This is a genomic window from Streptomyces sp. GL_141, assembly GCF_057834385.1.
Map to the genome: position 1 here is coordinate 3,866,655 of NZ_CM174402.1, position 16,255 is coordinate 3,882,909.

General features: G+C 72.6%; 14 protein-coding genes. 2 read left to right on the plus strand and 12 right to left on the minus strand.

The window, feature by feature from the left end:
• The first annotated feature begins 18 nt into the window (after positions 1-18).
• The gene (locus AC3IX6_RS16790; protein ID WP_489370904.1) at positions 19-357 is read left to right on the plus strand and encodes a GNAT family N-acetyltransferase; all 339 of its coding nucleotides are present in this window, start codon (positions 19-21) and stop codon (positions 355-357) included.
• A 56-nt stretch (positions 358-413) separates the two neighbouring features.
• Here the strand turns inward: AC3IX6_RS16790 and AC3IX6_RS16795 are convergent, their stop codons facing one another.
• From AC3IX6_RS16795 to AC3IX6_RS16845, 11 genes are all read right to left on the minus strand, one after another.
• Positions 414-2,045 (minus strand): hypothetical protein, encoded by a 1,632-nt coding sequence (locus tag AC3IX6_RS16795; RefSeq protein ID WP_489370905.1) that lies wholly within the window; start codon positions 2,043-2,045, stop codon positions 414-416.
• Positions 2,046-2,147: 102 nt separating this feature from the next.
• Positions 2,148-3,059, minus strand: coding sequence for an alpha/beta hydrolase (locus AC3IX6_RS16800; RefSeq protein ID WP_489370906.1), 912 nt, complete (start codon positions 3,057-3,059; stop codon positions 2,148-2,150).
• 170 nt (positions 3,060-3,229) lie between these two features.
• Entirely contained in the window at positions 3,230-4,441 is a 1,212-nt protein-coding gene (kynU, locus tag AC3IX6_RS16805) for a kynureninase (RefSeq protein ID WP_489370907.1), read from the minus strand.
• A complete protein-coding gene (locus tag AC3IX6_RS16810) occupies positions 4,434-5,282 on the minus strand; it encodes a tryptophan 2,3-dioxygenase family protein (RefSeq protein ID WP_489370909.1) in 849 nt (282 codons plus the stop codon). The genes kynU and AC3IX6_RS16810 overlap by 8 nt, the downstream gene beginning before the upstream one ends.
• Before the next feature lie 197 nt (positions 5,283-5,479).
• Positions 5,480-5,893 carry a DUF3151 domain-containing protein gene (locus AC3IX6_RS16815; protein ID WP_489370910.1) on the minus strand — a complete coding sequence of 138 codons (414 nt, stop codon included), beginning with the start codon at positions 5,891-5,893 and terminating at the stop codon, positions 5,480-5,482.
• A gap of 134 nt (positions 5,894-6,027) precedes the next feature.
• Positions 6,028-7,050: a class II fructose-bisphosphate aldolase gene (gene fbaA / locus AC3IX6_RS16820; protein ID WP_243330679.1), complete on the minus strand. Its 1,023-nt coding sequence runs from the start codon at positions 7,048-7,050 to the stop codon at positions 6,028-6,030.
• A 253-nt stretch (positions 7,051-7,303) separates the two neighbouring features.
• Entirely contained in the window at positions 7,304-7,843 is a 540-nt protein-coding gene (pyrE, locus tag AC3IX6_RS16825) for an orotate phosphoribosyltransferase (protein WP_250748753.1), read from the minus strand.
• 21 nt (positions 7,844-7,864) lie between these two features.
• A complete protein-coding gene (locus AC3IX6_RS16830) occupies positions 7,865-8,659 on the minus strand; it encodes an aldose epimerase family protein (RefSeq protein ID WP_489370912.1) in 795 nt (264 codons plus the stop codon).
• Positions 8,660-8,724: 65 nt separating this feature from the next.
• Entirely contained in the window at positions 8,725-9,615 is an 891-nt protein-coding gene (locus AC3IX6_RS16835) for an SRPBCC family protein (protein ID WP_489370913.1), read from the minus strand.
• A gap of 71 nt (positions 9,616-9,686) precedes the next feature.
• Positions 9,687-11,360 carry a polyamine aminopropyltransferase gene (locus AC3IX6_RS16840; protein ID WP_489370915.1) on the minus strand — a complete coding sequence of 558 codons (1,674 nt, stop codon included), beginning with the start codon at positions 11,358-11,360 and terminating at the stop codon, positions 9,687-9,689.
• Positions 11,361-11,513: 153 nt separating this feature from the next.
• Entirely contained in the window at positions 11,514-12,095 is a 582-nt protein-coding gene (locus AC3IX6_RS16845; RefSeq protein ID WP_489370916.1) for a DUF2617 family protein, read from the minus strand.
• A gap of 764 nt (positions 12,096-12,859) precedes the next feature.
• Between AC3IX6_RS16845 and AC3IX6_RS16850 the strand changes: the two genes are divergently transcribed.
• Positions 12,860-14,050, plus strand: coding sequence for a pyridoxal phosphate-dependent aminotransferase (locus AC3IX6_RS16850; protein WP_489370917.1), 1,191 nt, complete (start codon positions 12,860-12,862; stop codon positions 14,048-14,050).
• Between the two features lie 42 nt (positions 14,051-14,092).
• On the opposite strand, the gene AC3IX6_RS16855 is transcribed toward AC3IX6_RS16850, so the two are convergent.
• A complete protein-coding gene (locus tag AC3IX6_RS16855) occupies positions 14,093-16,174 on the minus strand; it encodes a hypothetical protein (protein ID WP_489370918.1) in 2,082 nt (693 codons plus the stop codon).
• Positions 16,175-16,255 lie beyond the last annotated feature (81 nt).

The following is a 16,255-nucleotide window of genomic DNA, read 5'->3' on the forward strand; positions in this document are numbered from 1 at the left end:
TGGACCACCCGGGCCGCAGTGTCCGAGCCGGACGGGACGGTCATCGGCGACGCCGGGTTCCACGGCCCGCCGAGCGAGGACGGCGTGGTCGAGGTCGGCTACAGCGTGGTGTCCGCCTACCGCCGCCAGGGCTATGCCCGCGCCATGCTGACCGCCCTCCTGGCCCGGGCCGCCGAAGAGCCCGATGTCAGGACCGTCCGGGCCACGATCCGATCCGACAACACCGCTTCCCTGGCGACCATCGCGGGCTTCGGCTTCGCCCGCGTCGCCGAACGAGGAAACGAGACCGACGGAATCGAGCTCGTCTTCGAACTCCCGGCCACCCCTCCCCACGCCCCCGCAGGGGCCGAGGACTGATCGTCCGCCCCTCCGGGCCCAGGGGCGGCACGCCGTCGCGTGCCGCCCCTGGGGTGCTACTTGGTCTGGTAGACGCCGAAGACGTCGACGATCAGGTCGGCGTCCTTCCAGCCCTGGTTCCAGAAGTGGATGACGCCGTGCTCGCCGTCACTGGCCTGCACCAGGTTCGGGACGGTCTTGCCGGCCGTCCAGTTCAGGTTCGAGGAGACCGGGCGCGGCGGTACGGGCGCACCGGGCTGGTCGTTGATCAGCCACGGGAACGGGCCCGGGGCGACCGACAGGAATCCGGTGTCCGTGGTGTTGGTGACGGTCGTGTTCAGGACGTACGCCTCGATGCCCTCCGGGTCGTCGACCACCGAGAAGCCCTGGGCGATGTAGCCGCGGGCGGGGAACTTCCCGCCCCCGTACCAGCTGTCGGGCTTCCGGGTGTCGAGGAGGCGCAACCCCCCGCCCGCCACGTAGGCGGCCTTGCTGTCCTTGCTGTAGTAGCCGACCACGTCGATCACCACGTCGGTCGGGGCCCAGCCGCCGTTGAAGACGTTGACCATGCCGTCGGGACCGACCGGCACGATCACCGAGTTCGCCACCGTCTCGCCGGCCGCGAAGTTCAGGCTGGACGCGGTGGGGACCATGGCCCCGCTCGGGTACAGGGAGAGGTGGCCGGCGTCCTTCGGGTTGGTCGCCGTCACGTTCAGCGCCACCGCGGTGATGCCGCCGGGCACGGGGTTGACGCCGCCGACCCGGGTCTGGAACGAGGTCCGCGGGGGCACCTGGCCCTTGGCCGCGCCGAGGCCCTCACGGGTGTCCGCGAAGCGGGTCGGCTTCAGCGCCGTGTAGCCGCTGGCCGCCTTGTACGTGAAGTAGCCCGTGATGTCGACGACCAGGTCGACGGAGCTCCAGCCGCCGTTGAAGAGGTCGACGTAGCCGTCGCTGCCGACCTGCGCGATGACCGTGTTCGAGACGGACTGGCCGGACGCGTAGTTCAGGTTCGACGTCTCGGGGATCCCCGTGCCCTCGCCCTCCCACACCGTCACGTGCCCGGGGGCCACCGTGTTGGTGACCGTGACGTTGAGGGCCACCGCGTCGACGCCGTTCGCCGCGCCGGAGCCGGCCGCCGGAATGCCGCCGATGCCGGTCACCTTCACGCGGGTCTGGCCGCGCCCGGCGACCTTGCCCGCCTTCACGCCCGTGCCGTTGCGGGTGTCCAGCAGCCGGGTCGGGGCGTAGGGGTTGAACTCGGTGCCCGGGGTGAGGTGCGTGAGGCCGTTCTCGGCGCGGACACCGTTGGTGGCGTCGACGACCGTCACCTTCACCTGGTACTCGCCGACCTCGGTGTACGTGTGCGGGTGCCGCTGCTCGCCGGTCCCCTTCGTGGTGAACTCGGTCGTCTTGCCGTCGCCCCAGTCGATGGTGACGTCGAGTGCCACGTCCTCGCTCGTGATCTCGGTCTTGATCCCCAGCCCGAGCGCGGTGCTGCCGTAACCGCCCACACCGACGCGGAGGTCCTTGTTCCCGCCGGCCGCGGTCGTGCGACCGACCGTGGGCAGCGCCGTGCGGACCGTGCGGTCGGCAGGGCTGTGGTACGTCTTCTGCGCGACGGGCGCGACGGGCGCGACGGGCGCGACGGGCCCCGCAGGCGCGGCCGTGGCCGAGGCCATGCCCGGGATGAGCCCGAGTCCCGCGGCCATCAGGGCAGCGGACATTACGAGTCGGCGATTGCGCACCGGCCCCCCCATTTTTGCTGTTTCACACACTGACAGAGTCAAACCTGATCAGCGTATCCAGCGGAACTACCAGGCCAGTTGTGAGATTTCTTCGGCGACCACAGCACAACCATCCGCCGCCGGGTCGATCAGCGGGAAATGTCCGACTCCGTCCAGCAGGGTCAGTCCGACCATCTCCCCCGCCAGCGCGGCCGCCGCGACGTACGCCTCCGACACCGACTCCGGGACCACGATGTCGCCGCGCCCCTGGACCACCGCCGTCGCGATGCCGGTCGGGAGCAGCGCCGCCGGGTCCGCGTACGGGCGCCGCGCGGCGAAGGCCGCCGCTCCGCCCAGGAGTTGCGCCGAGGCACCCCCGCACACCCCGAGCTCCTCCGCGACGGTGAAGTCCGCGATCGGGGCCAGCGCCACCACTCCGCGCAGCAGCGGCGGCGAGGGCAGTCTCCAGCCGGCCGGGGCGTCCTGCGGGAGCACGTGCCGGGCCGCGGCCCACAGCGCGAGGTGGCCTCCGGCCGAGTGGCCGGTCAGCACCATGCGGCGGGGGTCGGCCTCCGGCAGGCAGCCGGCGGCGAGCTCCGGGAGGGCGTCCAGTGCGGCGGCCACGTCGTCGAAGGTGTCGGGCCAGCGGCCGGCCACCGGGCCCTCGGCGTCCTGGTGGGGCAGGGGCAGCGATGCCCGGGACTGCCCGCGCCGGTACTCGATGTTGGCGACGGCGAATCCCTGCCGGGCCAGGAAGTCCGCGAAGGGGGTGATGTGCTGCCGGTCGTACGGGGCGCGCCAGGCCCCGCCGTGCAGGACGACGACCAGCGGCGCGGAGCGCGGGACGCCCGGCTGCGCCCGTTCACCGCGGGGGGCGTGGAAGTCGACGATCTGGTCGGGGTGTTCTCCGTAGGCGGCCGTCGCGTCGGGGGCTACGGGCGGATGGGAGAAGGCCGAGGCGGCCTCGGCGGCGTCCCGTTCGACTGCGGGGTCCGTCATCGGCTCAACCTCCGGTAACGCGTGGGACGAGGGGGACTGGTGTTCCGGTGTTCCGGCAGAGCGGGACCGTATCAGGCCGGAACGGTCCCCTCCGTGGCGGACCGGGGAGATACCGGCGCGGGCGGGGCCGTAGCCCCGCCCGCGCGGTGATGTGACGTTTCGCTACCGGTTCACCCGAAAATGTGACCCAGTGCGCGCGCCGCACGCTCCGCGTCCGCGAAGCCGACGTACAGCGGAGTGAATCCGAACCGCAGGACGTCGGGGGCTCGGAAGTCCCCGATCACCCCCCGGGAGATGAGCTCGCGCATGACCCCGTCCGCGTTCTCCGTGCGCAGCGACACCTGGCTGGCGCGCTGGTCGTGCCCGGTCGGGGTGACCAGCTCGACCTTGCCCGCAGGGACGTACGCCGCCACGCAGTCGAGGAAGAAGTCGGTCAGCGCGAGGGACTTCGCACGGACGTCCTCGACCGCGACCCCGTCCCAGGCGTCCAGGGCGGCCTCCAGCGCGAGCATGGACAGGATGTCCGGGGTGCCGACGCGGGCCCGCGCCACGCCCTGCGCGGCCTCGTAGGAGGGGGTCATCGCGAACGGGTCCGCGTGGCCGTTCCAGCCCGGCAGCGGGGAATCGAAGGCGGACTGGTGGCGGGCGGCGACGTACAGGTACGCGGGGGCACCGGGGCCGCCGTTGAGGTACTTGTACGTGCAGCCGACCGCGAGGTCCACGGCGTGCGCGTCGAGGCCCACCGGCAGCGCCCCGGCGGTGTGGCACAGGTCCCAGACGACGAGCGCCCCGGCGGCGTGCGCGGCCGCGGTGAGGGCGGGGAGGTCGTGCAGGCGGCCGGTGCGGTAGTCGGCGTGGTTGAGGAGCACCACGGCGGTGTCCGGACCCATCGCCCCCGCGGCGGCGGCCGGGTCGACCGGGACGACGCGCAGGCCCGTCATCCGGGCCGCCGACTCGGCGATGTAGCCGTCGGTGGGGAAGGTGGCGGCGTCCACGAGCAGCTCGGTCCGGCCGGGCGCGGCCAGCCGGGCGGCGCCGACCAGGGCCTTGAAGAGGTTGACGCTGGTGGAGTCGCCGACGACCACCTGGCCGGCGGCGGCGCCGACCAGCGGGGCTATCCGGTCGCCGATGCGCTCGGGGGCGTTCCACCAGTTGGCTTCGCCCTCGGTCCAGGAGCGGATCAGGCGGGTGCCCCACTGCTCCGTGACGACCTCGGCGAGCCGGGCGGCCACCCCTGTGGGCAGGGCGCCGAGGCTGTTGCCGTCGAGGTAGACCACGCCCTCGGGGAGGGTGAAGCGGTCGCGGAGCTTGCCGAGGGGGTCGGCCGCGTCCAGGGCTTCGGCGCGGGCCGCCAGGTCCGGTCCCGCGGTCGGCTCAGACATGGCTGCGCGCCGTCCACAGCTCCGGGAAGACGTTCTTCTGGGCGCGCTTCTCCAGCCAGGTCACGCCGGCCGAACCGCCGGTTCCCGTCTTCGCGCCCATCGCGCGCCGGGTGGCGACCAGGTGGTCGTTGCGCCAGCGCCAGACCAGCTCGGCGACGTCGGTGAGGACCTCGCCGAGGCGGTGCAGGTCCAGGTGGGCGTCCGGGGTCGCGTACAGGGCCGTCCAGACGGCTTCGACCTCGGGCGAGGGCTCGTAGCGCTGCGAGAGGTCGCGGTCGAGGACGGACGGCGGGACCGGGAGGCCGCGGCGGGCGAGGAGGCGCAGCACCTCGTCGTAGAGGCTGGGCTCCTGGAGGGCCTTCTCCAGCTCCGCGTGGACGCGCGGGGCGCCGCGGTGCGGGACCAGCATGGAGGCGGCCTTGTCGCCGAGCAGGAACTCCATCCGGCGGTACATCGCCGACTGGAAGCCGGAGCCCTCGCCGAGGGCGGCGCGGTAGGCGTTGAACTGGCCCGGGGTCAGCTGGGCGAGGGGGCGCCAGGAGGCGTTGAGGGCCTCCAGCTCGCGGAGGGATCGTTTCAGCGCGTCCATCGCGACGGGCAGCTGGTCCTCGCGGAGCGCCTTCGCGGCGGTCTCCCACTCGTGGACGATGACCGTGAACCACAGCTCCATGACCTGGGTGGTGACCAGGAAGACCATCTCGCCCGGGTCGTCCGAGCGCAGGTGCTGGAGGTGGGTGAGGACGTCCGCCTGGACGTAGTCCTCGTAGGGGGTCGTGCCGGCGAAGTCGAGGTTCGGGGTGTCCGAACCGCCGTCTCCGGAGGCATCAAGGGCGTGCGACATCGCTGTCTCCTCGATACGTGCTTCCGGGTAGCGGTCCGCTCCTTCCGGTGAGGTGAGTGGAGCTCCGGTCCCCTGTCCGCATCATAAGACCGTCGTGCCGCAGGGCTTCAATAGTCAGTGGCGCACGTCACTTCCCGCGACCGGGCGGGCCCCCGGAGGGAACCCGCCCGGTTCCGGGCGTGCAAGGCCCTCGGGCCTCAGACCGCGAGGACGTCCGCGGCCGTCTCGGAGGAGTCGCGCAGGAAGGTCGAGCAGCGCGCGTACTCCTCCTTCTCGTCGATCGCGCCGGCCGCGCGGGCCAGGGCGTTCAGGGCGCGCAGGAAGCCGCGGTTGGGCTCGTGCTCCCACGGCACCGGGCCGTGGCCCTTCCAGCCCGCGCGGCGCAGCGCGTCCAGGCCGCGGTGGTAGCCCGTACGGGCGTAGGCGTACGACTCGACCGTGCGGCCGGCCGCGAAGGCCTCGTCGGCGAGGAGGGCCCAGGCGAGGGAGGAGGTCGGGTGCGCGGCGGCCACCTCGACGGCGGGGGTGCCCGCGGCGATGGCCGCGATGCCCGGCTCGTCGGGGAGGTGGGTGGGGGCGGGGCCCCCGAGGAGGTTCTGGTGAAGAGACATGGCCCCAGTCTGGGGGATGCGGGATGCGGACACGCGGGAAGGGCCCGGCCCCGCCGTCCCGAGACGGTGGAGCCGGGCCCTTCCGGGAAGCCGCTGCTACGCGAGCTGCCGCGTGAGCGCCGCGTGAGCCGCTGCTACTTGAGCTTCGTGCCCGTGGAACGCAGGTTCGCGCAGGCCTCGGTGACGCGCGCGGCCATGCCGGCCTCGGCGGCCTTGCCCCACGTGCGGGGGTCGTACTTCGACTTGGTGCCGACCTCGCCGTCGACCTTCAGGACCGCGTCGTAGTTGCGGAACATGTGGTCCACGACCGGACGGGTGAAGGCGTACTGGGTGTCGGTGTCGAGGTTCATCTTCACGACGCCGTTCTCCAGCGCGGTGGCGATCTCCTCGGCCGTGGAGCCCGAGCCGCCGTGGAAGACGAAGTCGAACGGGGAGGACTTGCCGTACTTCTCGCCGACGCCGGCCTGGAGGTCCTTGAGGAGCTCGGGGCGCAGGACGACGTTGCCCGGCTTGTAGACGCCGTGCACGTTGCCGAAGGAGGCGGCCAGCAGGTAGCGGCCCTTCTCGCCCAAGCCCAGGGCCTCGGCGGTGCGCAGCGCGTCGTCGACGGTGGTGTACAGCTCGTCGTTGATCTCGTGGCTGACGCCGTCTTCCTCGCCACCGGTCGGGGTGATCTCGACCTCAAGGATGATCTTCGCGGCGGCGGCCTTGGCGAGCAGCTCCTGGCCGATGGCCAGGTTGTCGGCCAGGGTCTCGGCGGAGCCGTCCCACATGTGCGACTGGAAGAGCGGGTTGAGGCCGCGGGCCACGCGCTCGGCCGAGATCTCGAGCAGCGGGCGGACGTAGCCGTCCAGCTTGTCCTTGGGGCAGTGGTCCGTGTGCAGCGCGACGGTGATGTCGTACTTCGCGGCCACGATGTGCGCGAACTCGGCCAGGGCGGCGGCGCCGGTGACCATGTCCTTGTTGTACTGGCCACCCAGGAACTCCGCACCACCGGTGGAGATCTGGATGATGCCGTCGCTCTCGGCCTCCGCGAAGCCGCGCAGTGCAGCGTGCAGGGTCTGGGTCGAGGTCACGTTGATCGCCGGGTAGGCAAACTTGCCTGCCTTCGCCCGGTCGAGCATCTCGTTGTAGACCTCGGGGGTTGCGATGGGCATCTGTCCGCTCCTTGGATGTGCGGGGAGTGTGCTTATTGCGGGCCCTGACCTGGGGGCGACGTTGCCGTCGTCCCCATCTTTCCAGACTCGCGCCCCACTCCACCTCCGCGACGGCGCCGCGCGGCCCGAACCGGGTGGAGTGTTTCACGTGAAACACTCCACCCGGCCGAAAAGACGCAGGTCAGGGCCTGCTTCCGGACTTTCGGGGACCTAAGTCACCAGTTGTGCGGAAGCACGACCCACCGTCCAAGGGTTAGGACAAACCGAGGTCGTCCAGCTGGTACCCCGTGAGATAAGGCAGCCCGGCGGCCGCGATGGCGTCGGCCGCGCCGCGGTCGACGATCGTCGCGACGGCGACGACCTCGCCGCCGGCCTCGCGGACCGCCTCGACGGCGGTCAGCGGGGAACCGCCGGTGGTCGAGGTGTCCTCGACCACCAGGCAGCGCTTGCCCTTCACGTCGGTGCCCTCGATGCGGCGCTGCATGCCGTGCGCCTTCTGCGCCTTGCGGACGACGAAGGCGTCCAGGCGCGCGCCGCGCGCGGCGGAGGCGTGCAGCATCGAGGTGGCGACCGGGTCGGCGCCCAGCGTCAGGCCGCCGACGCAGTCGAACTCCAGGTCGGCGGTGAGGTCGAGCATGACCTGGCCGACCAGCGGGGCGGCTTCGCCGTCCAGCGTGATGCGGCGGAGGTCGATGTAGTAGTCGGCCTCGCGGCCGGAGGAGAGGATCACCTTGCCGTGCACGACGGCCTTGTCCTTGATCTGCTGCAGAAGCGCATCGCGTACGTCACTCATGGCCCCGAGCTTAATTGGGCACTACCCGAGCCGCCGCCACGTCCACGTCGTGGAGATCTCCAGCGGGTCCACCGGGGTGACCAGCTGCGGGAGGCTGTTCAGGCCGTTCGGCGGGCCCGACTGCGGTTCCACGCAGACGGCCTCGGGCTCCTCGTCGTAGACGACCACCCATTCGGAGCGGCTGGTGACCTTCAGCTCCAGGGCGTCGGGCCAGGTGAGGGTGACGTCGACCCCGTACGGCATGCCGAAGCAGTCGTCCCAGGGGCCGGGCTTGGGGTCGATGCGGTTGCCGGTCGGCAGGTGGTCGGCTCCGCGCTCCTCCTGCCAGGCGGCCTCGAAGGCGATGGACACGTCGGACCCGTCCCCGCCGGCGCCGAGGTTGCGGCGGAACCAGGGGTGCCAGCCGGCCTGCGCGGGGAAGGAGTCCTGGTAGGTCTCGATGCCCATCGTCAGGGTCAGCGCGTTCTCGCCGAGCTCGAAGATCTGGGTGACCACGCCCTCGTAGGGCCACGGATCGGCGAGCGGGTACGTGAAGGCGGCCTCCGTACCGGTGGCGCGGGCGCGGCGCCAGGCGGCGTCGCGGCCGAAGCCGTGGATGGCGTGCGGCGGGTGGTTGAGCGGAAGCTGGTGCAGGGTCGCCCCGTCCTGGAACTGACCGTCCCTGGTCCGGCCGCACCACGGGACCATGGGGAAGGACCCGTAGTGGTCCCCCTGCCGCAGCAGCTCCGTCCCGTCGATGCGCAGACTGCTGATCCGGCAGCCGTTCTCCTGGTCGATGGTCACCTCGGCGCCGCCGGCGCGCAGTTGCGTACTCATGCCATGACCTTAGTCAGCCCGGCGGGGTGATCAGGTCCGCACGCGGAAGCGGGCGGGTTCCCGGGTCAGCGGCGGCGGCGCAGGGCGCGGCCCAGGAGGACCGCCGAGGCCACGGCCACGGCGGCGGCCGGGGCGATCCAGCGGAGGCCGGCGCCGGCCGAGGCGGAGGTGGGGGCCGGGACCGGGGCGTAGCGGCCGCGCGGGGGCGCGTGGTCGACCTCCTCGGCGCTGCGGCCGATCATCGTGCGGCGGGCGTGCGCTGCCTCGGCCGGCGGGCGCGGGGGTCCACCGAGGTCGCCGAGGTCGGCCATGCCCTCGAAGGTGCCCTCCAGGAACGGGTCCAGGGACGGGGGCGGGACCTCGGTGTCGAACACGGAGGCGGTGACCTCGGTGAACCCCGGGCCGGGGTCCTCCTCCTGGTCCGAGTCCGAGTCCGAGGCCCCGTCCACGTCCACGTCCACGTCCACGTCCACGTCCGCATCCGTGGCGGCATCCGCAGCCGCCTCGGCCGGCCCGGCGGGGCCGTCGACCGCGAGGGCCGCGAGGTGCCCGGCGGCCCGGTCCAGGAGGCGGTGCGCGGCCGTGGCGGCCGCGTCGGGGGCGAAGGCGGCGGCGCGGCCGTCGGCGGCGGACTCGGCGGTGAACTCCAGCAGGGTGCCGCCGTCCGCCCCGGTCAGGCGCACCGCGAGGGAGAGCTTCACGGTCCCGCTGCCCCGCACCTCGGCGCCCTCGCCGGCGAGGGTGAAGCGGTCCGGGTCCTGCTCGGTGACGGAGAGGGTGCCGCGGTAGGTGACGGTGTGTCCGCCGACCCGCACCTTCAGCCGGCCGGACAGCGGCCCGGCCTGCGTATCGGCGTCCTGCTGGAGCCCCGGCACGCATCGCGCCAGCCGGGCGGGGTCGCGCAGCACGGCGCGGACGTCGTCGGAGGGGACCGGTACGAACACCTGATGCTCCATGCGGACGAGCCTACCGACGCGGGCCCCCGGCCACGAGTACCTCGACTGCCACCGGGCCACGAGTACCCCGGCTACGAGTACCTCGGGTGCGGCAGCGTCGACGGCGGGAGGCCCGCCACCCGGGTGCGCTCCGTGTCCCGGGCCGCGTCGGCCAGGGACTGCGTGGACAGGGAGCGCAGGGCGGGCGTCTCCCGGTCCACCCGCAGCAGGGGTGCGCCCTCGCGGGCCGCCAGGACGAAGCCCCAGTCGTGCGGGAGCTTCGCGGCGGGGGCGGAAGCCGCGCCGAGCGCCCGGTCGGGGCCGGCGGCGAAGCCCGAGAGGCGGCCGCCCGCGCTGTAGGGGGCGGTGCGCAGGCCGGCCGCGCGCAGGGTGGCCTCGACGGTCCAGTAGGTACGGGGCCTGGTGCCGGGCGGCCCCGCGTGGACGGCGAGCCGCCCGCCGGGGCGCAGGGCCCGCGCGGCCAGCCCGTAGAACTCCTGCGAGTACAGCTTCGTGCTGGGGGTGATCCCGGGGTCGGGCAGGTCGGAGACGATGACGTCGAAGCGGGCCCGGGCGGCGGGTGCGCGCAGCCAGCGGAAGGCGTCCGCGGTGACGACGCCGAGGCGCGGGTCCTCGTACGCCCGCCCGTTCAGCTCGGAGAGCATCGGGTCGGTCCGGGCGAGCCGCACGACTCCGGGGTCGAGCTCGACGACGGTGACGGAGGCGACGTCGCGGTAGCGCAGCACCTCGCGGGCGGCGAGGCCGTCGCCGCCGCCGAGGACCAGGACGCGGGTGTGCGGGCCGGTCATCGCGGGGTGCACGAGGGCCTCGTGGTAGCGGTACTCGTCGTAGCCGCTGACCCTCAGGCGGCCGTCGAGGAAAAGATCGAGGGAGCGCGGTGAGCCGTTCGGGGGGCCGGTGAGGACGAGTTCCTGCACGCCGGTCTGGACGGCGACGCGCACCTCCCCGCCGTAGACGGCGCGGCGGGCGACGCGCTCGAAGTCGTCGGCGAGGACGGTGGCGCAGCCCAGGACGGTCAGGACGGTGACGTTGACGGCGACGAGCAGCCAGCGGGCGCGGCGGCTGAGGTCCCGGCGGAACAGCCACAGGACGAGGCCGCCGCCGGCGACGACGTTGACGGTGCCGGTGAGCATGGCGCCGGTGAGCTGGCCGAGGACGGGCAGCAGCAGGAAGGGGAAGGCGAGGCCGCCGACGAGGGCGCCCACGTAGTCGGCGGCGAACAGGTCGGCGACGGCGCCGCCCGCGTCCTGTCTGCGGATGCGCTGGATGAGGACCATCAGGAGCGGGATCTCGGCGCCGATGAGGACGCCGATGGTGAAGGCGAAGGCGACGAGCGCGGTCCGGGACTCCCCCAGCCAGGCGAAGCTGGCGTAGAGCGCTATGGCGGAGAGCCCGCCGAGCAGGGCGAGGCCCGCTTCCACGAGGGCGAACCCGAAGGCGGGCCGGGCGCGCAGGGCCTTGGCCAGCAGGGATCCGACGCCCATGGCGAAGACCATGACGGACAGCACGACCGACGCCTGGGTGACGGAGTCGCCGATGAGGTACGAGCCGAGGGCGAGCAGTTCCAGTTCGTATACGAGCCCGCAGGCGGCGCAGACGAACACGGTGGCCAGGACCAGGAGTCGGCCGGTCCTGGGCCGTACGGGCAGGGCGGCCGGGGCGCGGGCCACACCGCGCGACTCCGGAGCCGGGGGGCGGCGCCACCGGGTGCGAAGCACCCCGCGCGGGGTGGAACGGTCGATCATGAAGCGAACCGTACGTCACCGCCCGCTCGCATCCGGTCACCCACATGGGTGTAAGTGGCGCACTGGTTCGGACAGTTGGCGTAACCATCCGGCAACTCCGCGACCCCTGCGACCCCGGGGCTCCCGGATGCTCCCGGGCACCCCCGGGCGCCCCTAGATCAGCACCGGCGCCTCTGCGGCCGCCTGGGCGGCGCCCTGCGCGCCCGCGCCGGTTCCCGCGCCCGCCGCGGACGTCCGTACACCCACCCGGGTGCGCGTCGCCACCAACTGCCCTTCCTGCGGGTACGCGTGCCAGGTCCGCCACCGGACCTGGCCCTCGTAGCGCTGCGCGAGCATGGCGGTGAAGGCGTGCGGGCTGCCGGGGAAGGTGCCGGCGAGCCCGTTCGGATGGTCCGCGACCAGCGCGAGCAGTTCCTGCGCCCGCCCGGCGAAGGAGCCGCGCGAGAGGTTCTCGACCCGCGCGGCGAACTCGTACTCCCAGTCGCCGACGCGCTTGGCCACGCCGAGCGGAAGCGGGGTGCTGCTGCCGGGCATACAGGCGACGGTCTCGGAGCAGAGCACGTCGCCCTCCTCCAGGAGTACCTGGTGGGAGGCCCCGAGCAGGCGCAACTCCACTTTCGCGCCACCCAGTTCGAGGTTCAGTACGGCCAGGGCGGGCAGCCGCTCCCGACCCAGGGCCCAGGCGAGATCGGCGGCACGCGTGTCGGTATAGGTGGTCTGGAGGGTCGTGAGCATGAGTCGGCTCCGCAAACGCGCGAGGGAGATGGGCCGGGGCCCGCCAGCGGTAGTCAACGGGTGGGGGGACACCGGCACGGGTCCACAGGAAGTCCAGGGAGGTCCGAGGACTGGTCTACTCAACCGAGGGAATCATGAAAGGCACGGCACTCACAGCGTTTTTACCCAAGTTGCAGGGGTTTACATCCCCTCGGGGGCTACACAGTTCACGTGTTCAACGACATGCCGCCCGTACGCCGTAATGCGCGGCCGTGAAGTCCGAACAAGAAGACGCCCGACGGAAGTTGTGCCCGGCGGGCGTCTCACATATGCGGGACGCGGTACGAAGGTGGTCCGGCGACGAAGGCCATGGATCCATGCTGCCCCGTGTCAGCTGGAACCGCATCCTCCGCCGCCGCCGCAGGACGAGGAGGAGGAACAGCTGGACGAGGACGAACCACAGCTGGACGACGAGGAACCACACGAGGAGGAGTGGCCCGAGGAGCCGCTCCCGGCCCACCAGCCCGCACCGCCACCGGCGGCACTGCCGCCCCCGCGACCGCCCCCGCGGCCACCCCCGCCGGCCTTGACCGCCACCACGACGATCACCACGACCACCGCCACGAAGATCACTATTCCGAGGATCATCCCCCGACCCCTCTCTGCTCCCCCGGTTCCCCGGGGTGCGGGATCCCCTTCGTCCCGCGTGCTGGGGGGATGCCCGCGCCCTACGCGGCCCAAAGCACACTTGAGCAAGTCCAGAGCTTCCCCGCAGGATTGCGCCCATGAGCGATCCCGAGCAGCCCGTCCGCCCCGCCCGCCCCTTCCTCAACCGCAAGCTGGCGGCCTTCGGCACCACGATCTTCGCGGAGATGTCCGCCCTGGCCACCGCCACGGGAGCGATCAACCTCGGCCAGGGCTTCCCCGACACCGACGGCCCCGCCGAGATCGCCGAGGCGGCGGCGCGCGCGATCCGCGACGGCCGGGGCAACCAGTACCCGCCCGGCCCCGGTGTTCCGGAGCTGCGTACGGCGATCGCCGCCCACCAGCAGCGCTTCTACGGCCTGGACTACGACCCGGACACCGAGGTGCTCGTCACCGCCGGGGCCACCGAGGCCATCGCGGCCTCGCTCCTGGCCCTGCTGGAGCCGGGCGACGAGGTCATCGCCCTGGAGCCGTTCTACGACTCCTACGCCGCCTGCATCGCGATGGCCGGAGCCGTCCGGGTGCCCCTGACCCTGCGCGCCCCCGACTTCCGCCTCGACGTGGACGCACTGCGCGCGGCGGTCACCCCCCGCACCCGCCTCCTGCTCCTGAACACCCCGCACAATCCGACGGGCACCGTCCTGACCCCCGCCGAGCTGGCCGCGGTCGCGGAGCTGGCCGTCTCCCGCGACCTGCTGGTCATCACGGACGAGGTGTACGAGCACCTGGTCTTCGAGGGCGCCCACACCCCGCTGGCGAGCCTGCCGGGCATGCGCGAGCGCACCGTCACCATCTCCTCCGCCGGCAAGAGCTTCTCCTTCACGGGCTGGAAGGTCGGCTGGGTGACCGGGACCCAAGAACTCGTGACCGCCGTCCGGACGGCCAAGCAATACCTGACCTACGTGAGCGCGGGCCCGTTCCAGTACGCGATCGCCGAGGCGCTCCGCCTGCCGGACTCGTACTTCGACAGCTTCCGCTCCGACCTGCGGCGCAAGCGCGACCTGCTCGGCGACGGCCTGCGGGCGGCCGGGTTCAAGGTCTACCAGCCCCAGGGCACGTACTTCGTCACCACCGACATCAGCCCCTTCGGCGAGAAGGACGCCTACGCCTTCTGCCGCGCCCTCCCGGAACGCTGCGGTGTCGCCGCCATCCCCAACTCCGTTTTCTACGACGACCCCGACGTCGGCCGCAGCCAGGTCCGCTTCACCTTCTGCAAGGGGGACGACGTCCTCGCCGAGGCCGTCAGCCGCCTTCGACGCCTCACGTCCTGAACTCACCCCCGGCACCCCCGGCGCCGGGGGTGCCGCCCCTGGTCAGCGGCGCCGCTTGCGGCCGCTCTTGCCGGCAGGACGCCCATGGGCGCGGCCGACACGGGCGGCGGGTGCGCGCAGCGCCCGGGCCGCCAGCTGCCTGAGCTCTTCCAGACCGGCCCGGTCGGGATGGGAGGAGTCCGAGGCGGCGGCAATCGCGTCCCTGGCGTGAGGACCCTGGGCGCGCAGCGCTTCCTCGGCATGGTCCGAGCCGCCCGCCAGCTCCACGAGCTGGAGCAGATTCTCGGCGAGCACCAGCAGATGCTCGGCGTCGGTCATGTCCTCTGGAGACAGCAGCTCACGCTGCGCCAGCGCGTTCAACGCCAGCGGCGCCAGCTGGGTGTCGCTACGCAGGGTGTGCAGCAGCTGCTCGCCCTCACCGCCCGGCAGCGCCGTCGACAGCACGTCGAGCATTGCCTGCGCTCTCGTGCGGAAAGCCGCGGTCCGTACGGCGTCGGTCAGTTCCCGCGGTGCGTCCGCCCTCTCGCCGCGGGCCGTGATCCAGCCGGCCAGCTCCGCCTGGGCGGCCTCCGGGGGGTATTCCTCAGCCAGCACGCCCAGCAGGCCGGCAGCCGACGCCTGGGCCAGTTCACCGATCAGTGGCGCATCCCTGCCGACCGCCAGCAGCCGCTGCCGTACGGCCCGGGTACCGAGCTCGGTGAGACGGATGAGTTCGACCGGCCCGGCGGTCAGCTCCTCCCGCCGGGCATCGGCCCGCTCCCGCGCCGCCGGGTCCGGCGTTCCCCCCGCGACGCCCAGCAGCTCCGCGAGCTCCGGCGGCATGTCCGCGAGCAGCTCGGGTCCGGCATCGGAGAAGTCGACATCGAGGAACACTGGATCGGCCATCCCACGGTGGCGCTCGATTGCGCCCAGGTCGTCGAGCATGTCGAGCACCGTGCGCAGGTCCCGGTCGGCATGCTCGAACCACACCTGACGCTGGAGGTCCGACCGGTCGTCGAGCTGGAAGGAGGTCCGACAGGCCAGGCGCACCGTGTCACGCAGTCGCGGCCAGGGCATCGGGTACGGCAGGCTGTAGAGCGTGTTCAGCACATCCTGAAGGACGTCCTCGTAGACATCGAAGAGCATCGACTCGACGTGCCAGCCGCTGCGCGCTCCGATCAGGGCCTGCCGTACCTCGAAGCACGCGTCGAAAGCACTCAGCCACAGCCGCAGCGGGTCTGCCAGCACCGGGCGGGCCTTCGCCACAGCGCACAACCGCCCCTTGACCAGCCGGACCAGCCGCGCCTTCTTCGCCCACTCCACCAGCAGTCCCAGCCGAGGCAGGTCGGCCGAAGAGCGCACACCGTCGGTCTTGTCTCCGGTGCCGAGCAGGTCCGCCAACTCGCGGGCGTCTGACATCCGCAGCCGTCCCGTCGCCGTCATGGTGCGCCCGTCCTGCCCCACCCACTCGGTCAGTCCGCGCAACTGCGCCGCCGCCCTCGACGCCTCGGCCGGCTGGCACAGATCGCCATCCTGGGGCAGTGCGACGGGCAGTTGCGGCTCGGCGCGGGCCGAGCCGGACAGCGCGCGGCCGGTCAGCCGCCGTTCCATGATCGCGTCGAGGGCCTGCCCGTCGTAGGCGGCTTCTCCTCGACGCGCCCGGTCCGCGAAGTGCTGCAACGCCGCCCCGTCCAGGACGTCCACGCCCTGCTCGGCGGCCGTCATCGCCCAGAACTTCGCCAAACCCCAGCGAGTGCGGTCCGTCATCGCCGCCGGATATCGCTCCGCGACCCTGTCGACCGCGGCGAGGGAATCCTGGAGTGAGGGGCCGCGCGGGTCCGCCAACTGTGCGGCGTGCAGATAGCGCAGCAGCGTGCGCAGTGTGCCCGGGGCGTCGGAGCGTTCCTCTCCGGGAAGCTCTGTGACGTTCTGGGGCAGCCAGGAGAGCAGGAGCTCCTCCACGTGGCGCGACTCCCACAGCCCCAGTCGGCCGTCGGCCGTCGCCCGGTGCCGGTAGTCCAGCACCGCCTCGGCCGTGAACCCGTCCACCGGCACCCCCTGCTCCCCGGCCCACTGGACCAGGCGGTCGACGAGCAGTCCACGCGCCGCTTCGAACTCTTCCTCGGCCTCGGGTTCGAACCTCATCCGCATGTAACTCGTCCCACCTGTTCGCAGCAGTCCTTGCGGTGGCACGCTACCGCTGGTTCGCGGCCAGAACTCGACCGA